The organism is Streptomyces inusitatus (genome assembly GCF_014651115.1).
Lineage (GTDB): Bacteria > Actinomycetota > Actinomycetes > Streptomycetales > Streptomycetaceae > Streptomyces > Streptomyces amakusaensis.
In genome coordinates this window covers 1-904 of the sequence record NZ_BMWG01000085.1, presented here as the reverse complement: position 1 = coordinate 904, position 904 = coordinate 1, and the positions used below count along the sequence as shown (strand labels likewise).

Genomic DNA, 904 nt, shown 5'->3' with positions numbered 1-904 from the left:
CTAGGGCGTTTCTTAGGGATCTTCTGGTCGTTGGTTCAGGTGTGTCGTTGACTGACGCCCAGTGGGCGCGGATTAAGCCATTGCTGCCTGATCGAACACCCCGGCGGGGTGGCCGGTGGCGTGATCACCGGCAGGTGATCGACGCGATCGCCTTCAAGTACCGGACGGGCACACCGTGGATGGACCTGCCCGAACGGTTCGGTTCGTGGAAGGGCGCCCACAGCAGGCTGCGGATGTGGGCGATCGACGGCACGTGGGAGCGTGTATTCGCCGCGCTTCTCGCCGAGGCGGACGCGGAGGACGACCTGGACTGGGTCGTCTCGGTGGACTCCACGATCGTCCGTGCCCACCAGCACGCCGCCGGGGCCCGTCAAAAGGGGCCCCGGCCGGCGAGCCGCACGATCATGCCCTCGGCCGGTCCCGCGGCGGACTGACGACGAAGATCCACCTCGCGGCCGACGGCCGCTGCCGCCCGCTCGCATTCGTGATCACCCCGGGCCAGGCCGGCGACGCACCGGCCTTCCCCCGGGTCATGGCACTCATCCGTGTGCCACGGCCCGTCGGACGACCGCGAACGGCACCGGACATGGTCCTCGGGGACAAGGCGTACTCGTCCCGCGCCATCCGCTCGCACCTGCGCCGTCGCGGGATCCGGGCGGTGATCCCGCAGCCCGCCGACCAGGCCGCCCACCGCAAACGGCTCGGCAGCCGAGGTGGCCGCCCACCGGCGTTCGACCGCGAGGCCTACAAACAGCGGAACACGGTCGAACGGGCCATCAACAAGATCAAGCAATGGCGCGGCCTGGCCACCCGCTACGACAAGACCGCCACCATCTACCTCGCCGGACTCCACCTCGCCGCCATCCACATCTGGTCAGCAAGGTGATCGCTAAGAAACGGCCTA

General features: G+C 69.0%; 1 protein-coding gene. It reads left to right on the top strand.

All coding sequences use genetic code 11. From position 1 onward, the window contains the following. Positions 1–23: 23 nt before the first annotated feature. A protein-coding gene (locus IE247_RS33920) for an IS5 family transposase (protein WP_373305653.1) occupies positions 24–886 on the top strand; the annotation gives its coding sequence in 2 pieces (ribosomal slippage) (positions 24–372 and positions 372–886; 864 coding nt in all). Positions 887–904: the final 18 nt, after the last annotated feature.